Source organism: Shewanella sairae (assembly GCF_023283535.1).
Classification (GTDB): Bacteria; Pseudomonadota; Gammaproteobacteria; order Enterobacterales; family Shewanellaceae; genus Shewanella; species Shewanella sairae.
The window spans coordinates 1-4,059 of the sequence record NZ_JAKILT010000121.1 but is presented as its reverse complement, the minus strand read 5'-3'; the positions used below and the strand labels follow the sequence as shown (position 1 = coordinate 4,059).

Sequence of the window (4,059 nt, the reverse complement as noted above, 5' to 3'; positions counted from 1 at the left end):
TTGGGCTATATCTTATTAAAAGACTAATAGGGAACAGTAGAGTCAGTGAAGCCCTCTGTCATCATTATGCGCTGAAACGAATTTATGGACAGAAATCAGTTTCGCGCTTAAATCAAACCAAGCATATTAGCATTAGATTTTATAGGGGGAATGCGTTTTTAAGGCGGATAATTGATGCTTAAAAGGAAGCGGAGGTGTTAAGGCATAAATTCTAAAGGAACGGCTCCCTGCTCTAGCTCCTAAAACCATTTAGTCGAGTGCTGAGCCGCATGCAGGGTGGTGCTGGAGGCTTGATACCTCCGGCTACTAGATTAAATGTCGTCAATTTTTTCGCACACCCAGCTTTCTTTCACGCTATTTCGACTAGCTATACAGCCAGGAGGCATAGTAGCTATTTCGTAAAGAGAAACATCAAAGGAGACAGCCTGTTCCATACTTATAACCAACGTATCTGAAGGGTTACTAGTAGTACCACACATAAAAGCCCAAGAGTGATCATCCGAATAATGGATCACTTGTAAAATGGGTAATCCTTGATCTACTACTTGCTTTGTTATCAATGCTGCTACGTTTTTATCTTGGTCAAAACTCCAAGTCATAATATTCCCTCAGGTATTTAACGCCCTCCTCAACTGCCGGAGGCAAGATTGCAGGCAGCTTGTTAGCTGCATTTTTACGCAACACTCCACTTAAAATGAAAGCCAGCATCCTCAACAATAGGTACAAGTAGGCGAAAAAACTTTAATGCCTCTTCATTTGGAGCATACATAGATGTCAAAGCAATGTAAACATTCATATCTTTACTTTCTGGGTTTGTTTCATAAACTTGACCTGACTCTAGATAGGCTAAATAAGTATTGATCTTGCGTTGAAGCAAAAGTAACTTTTCATTTTTCTCATCCCACTCCAAGTGGTCGGAAATAATGAGAGAAATATAGTTTTCCTCTTCATTCACATAGAACAGGTCAATTACATCTTCTTGCATGATTGTCATAATTTTCCTAAGCAACTAACGTCCGTATCAATGACCAGAGGTCAGATTGCACGCGCTTGTTATGCCTAATAGCCTTGAAACCACGGGATATCATTTAGTGGTTTTCCTAGCTCGTTAACTTTTTTAAGAATGAGCTCAAAGTGAGCAGCTTTTTGGCTGAATACTTTTTCACAGCCTGAATCTTCACTTGCGAACTTTTGCTTAACTGTAACCTGATAGAACCCTGGCTCTAGTTCAATTACTTGTCCATTCTCATGAGACTCTGGCAATGAAACATCATCGAATTGCGCAGCCATAGTGAGGCTCTCGTATGATGTTAATAAGATCTTTCCATTCGTTTTCAATACTGAATCAAAGCATTGCTCTGAGTTCAGATCAGTTTCACTATTTGAAATGCTTACATTCCAATTTCCATCATCACAGCCCCAAGCGATTATGGCTCCTTTTTCATTTTCTGAAATAAAATGATCTTTAATTCCTTTTACCGACCAATCTTCTCCAATAAATCCTTTATATGTTTCAGGATCTAACAGTGCTAAGCATCCTTCAGATGAGATTGTATAGTTGTATTCCATTTTTATTTACTCATAAGGTGTAACGTCTGTGCAACCTGCTTGCGCGGAATCCAAACCTATTATCAACATTCATAAGTTTCTTAGCGCCTAATGTTACTTATTATATTGAGGCACAAGTGTAAACGCGCACTCTCACTGATGTTTAACTAACCCCATTTCTTCAGCGGTAGCTAAAGTATTAAAAGGGCTACTGATTTCACTAGACAAAACTTCAACTTGCCGCTGGTCTAAATGCTGAATTTTTGAATCACTTGGCTTGTCAAAATAGATAAAGCCTTTTAAGACTTCATTTAAAGTAGTGATGTCAGCTTCATCTAACAAAGCCATTATTAGAGGAACAATCTAGAGGGGGGATTCTATAACGTGGGGTTATAACTAGAAAACCCACAACTACACCACACATGGAGTGGCGTAAAATCCTACATGTGTGGGTGATCATGTTCTTAATCTATTTTACTATCATATAACGATGCAGCAAGCTTTCAAGGTCTTGTCTCGTGCTCATAAATAGTAAAATCTCTACGACTTTACCGTCAAAGTCATAGAGAGTTATGTATTTTCCATCAGGGGATATTCTTTCTCGTAGCTTTACCCCTTTATCTGCTAGCCTTGCGCTGAATTTATAGCGTGAAGGGTCTTCGGCTATAGCTGATACTGATTCATTTAGTAAGTCATCTACAAAATCCGCGGACTGTTCAGCTCCAAATATTGCCATATTGAAGGATTCGATATCTTGTAGAGACCATAAAGCTACTTCTGTTACATCTATTTCATACTCTGACATTTTTTCTCCGAGTTACTATTTTCTTGCATCGCGCATTCTCCTTAGTGCTTCTTCTGGGGACATTTTGCGATTGTTTTTGATATCCTGTTTAGAAAGCATTGTTAGCTTTAACAGGGAGTTTGTTTGTCGTTCTAAACGAAGCTCGTTAAGCTCCATTTGTCTTTCTACTGCTGTTTGAACAAACAGTTCTGCAACACCGTTTTTAGTTACATAAACACCACCTTTAAAGTTGTCTGTTGTACCCAGTCCATCTCTGGCTGACTTTTGAGACATTGTTGAAATTTCCATTTATAAACCTCATATCATTTGTTTAGGTATGGCCGAAGGTGTCCACACTAAACTTCTCCTTAAAATAACGGGTAAATCAATGTGATTTACACAACGCTTAAACCTTCGTATTCATCCATTGGCATATCATGTACCAATAAACCTATTGTAACATTTAACAAGAGCGTGTGCAAATCTATGCCTTATTTGTACACCGAGGATGTTCGTGAATGGAAAAACCCTTTCAGATTAGCTTTTCTAAAAACAAGGTTATATTCAGGCTAATTACTTCTTGAGTTGCGAAGCTAATAATGGGGCATTTATTAGTTTGAACGTTATGACTTTTACGTGGAATTTGTAGGTAGAGATAACGTTTTTTGTTCAATAAAAATATCCGCAGTGTTAAATTGACCACTACACTACACGTTTTGAGAGGTGCTTTGTGAAAAAATCACTGCTTTTTGTTTTATGTTGTGGTGTGCCTTTATCGCATGCTGTTGCCGACGTATCAGACAACTTCTGGTATACCGGTATAGATATTGGCCAAGGCCACTACGCTAATGGTGGGAACGAGGCGTCCTATGACAGTGCTCGTGACCGACTTGCTGGGGGCTTGCACCTTGGTTATCAATTTAATCAGTACTTTTCTACTGAGCTTGCTTATCAATATTTAGGTAAAGCTTATGCAAATTACAATCATGGCCAAATTTCTGCTGAGTTTCAGCAAGGCGTCATGAGTGCACGCTTGGGTTACCCTATTACAGATAACTTGTACCCTTACCTTAAAGGGGGGGGAGCGGGTTGGATGGGCGATGTTAAGGGACTGAATAATGTTGATACTGATGGATTCTCGCCGGTGTTTGGTGCAGGTCTTTCATATGCGCTGACAGATAACCTTGCGCTGCGGGCTGAATATCAATTCACGCAATCATTAGGTGATAGCGCGTCAGGCTTTTCAGACCATCACTTAGCTACGGTTGGCGTGAGCTGGCGGTTTGGTTTTGCGCCAAAGCCTACCCCTGTCATTCAAGAGAAATTGGTAGAGGTCATTGTTGAAAAACCCGTGGAAGTGAAAACTTATGTTGTTTCTGGTGTTAATAGCGATACGATTTTTGCTCACAACTCGAGTCAATTAGTCAGTACTAAACCGCTTGAGAAAACCTTAGCGTTTTTAACTCAATACCCAGCTTCGGTCATTACGATTACAGGGCACTCAGATAGCACGGGGCCTGAAAAGTATAATCAGTGGATGTCGGAGCGTAGAGCGCAATCTGTTGCGGACTTCTTTATCACAAAAGGTATTGATGAAGCTCGAATTAACGTATTAGGTAGAGGTGAAGCGGAGCCGATTGCGGATAACAGCACTGAAATGGGACGCGCGATGAACCGCCGGGTAGAAATGGTTGTTCAGCCGTTTGAAATCAAATCCCCTACTATTA

The 4,059-nt window shown here is 40.0% G+C and carries 7 protein-coding genes; 1 reads left to right on the top strand and 6 read right to left on the bottom strand.

Annotated elements, in window-relative coordinates; genetic code table 11:
* Positions 1-311: 311 nt before the first annotated feature.
* From L2748_RS23220 to L2748_RS23195, 6 genes are all read right to left on the bottom strand, one after another.
* Positions 312-599: a hypothetical protein gene (locus L2748_RS23220; RefSeq protein ID WP_220783506.1), complete on the bottom strand. Its 288-nt coding sequence runs from the start codon at positions 597-599 to the stop codon at positions 312-314.
* 74 nt (positions 600-673) lie between these two features.
* Positions 674-994, bottom strand: coding sequence for a DUF6572 domain-containing protein (locus tag L2748_RS23215; RefSeq protein WP_220783505.1), 321 nt, complete (start codon positions 992-994; stop codon positions 674-676).
* A gap of 65 nt (positions 995-1,059) precedes the next feature.
* Positions 1,060-1,569, bottom strand: coding sequence for a hypothetical protein (locus L2748_RS23210; RefSeq protein WP_220783504.1), 510 nt, complete (start codon positions 1,567-1,569; stop codon positions 1,060-1,062).
* Between the two features lie 132 nt (positions 1,570-1,701).
* Entirely contained in the window at positions 1,702-1,896 is a 195-nt protein-coding gene (locus L2748_RS23205; RefSeq protein ID WP_220783503.1) for a hypothetical protein, read from the bottom strand.
* Between the two features lie 121 nt (positions 1,897-2,017).
* Complete coding sequence (locus L2748_RS23200) at positions 2,018-2,353, bottom strand: type II toxin-antitoxin system RelE/ParE family toxin (protein WP_220783502.1); 336 nt, start codon at positions 2,351-2,353, stop codon at positions 2,018-2,020.
* Positions 2,354-2,368: 15 nt separating this feature from the next.
* Entirely contained in the window at positions 2,369-2,641 is a 273-nt protein-coding gene (locus tag L2748_RS23195) for a hypothetical protein (protein ID WP_220783501.1), read from the bottom strand.
* A gap of 421 nt (positions 2,642-3,062) precedes the next feature.
* Here L2748_RS23195 and L2748_RS23190 point away from each other — a divergent pair.
* A partial coding sequence (locus tag L2748_RS23190) for an outer membrane beta-barrel protein (RefSeq protein ID WP_248957792.1) occupies positions 3,063-4,059 on the top strand: 997 nt, incomplete at its 3' end.

Excerpts from the sequence above, each read along its gene's own strand:
- L2748_RS23195 (WP_220783501.1), bottom strand. The coding sequence starts at position 2,641 with ATGGAAATTTCAACAATGTCTCAAAAGTCAGCCAGAGATGGACTGGGT.
- L2748_RS23210 (WP_220783504.1), bottom strand. The coding sequence starts at position 1,569 with ATGGAATACAACTATACAATCTCATCTGAAGGATGCTTAGCACTGTTA.
- L2748_RS23200 (WP_220783502.1), bottom strand. The coding sequence starts at position 2,353 with ATGTCAGAGTATGAAATAGATGTAACAGAAGTAGCTTTATGGTCTCTA.
- L2748_RS23215 (WP_220783505.1), bottom strand. The coding sequence starts at position 994 with ATGACAATCATGCAAGAAGATGTAATTGACCTGTTCTATGTGAATGAA.
- L2748_RS23205 (WP_220783503.1), bottom strand. The coding sequence starts at position 1,896 with ATGGCTTTGTTAGATGAAGCTGACATCACTACTTTAAATGAAGTCTTA.
- L2748_RS23220 (WP_220783506.1), bottom strand. The coding sequence starts at position 599 with ATGACTTGGAGTTTTGACCAAGATAAAAACGTAGCAGCATTGATAACA.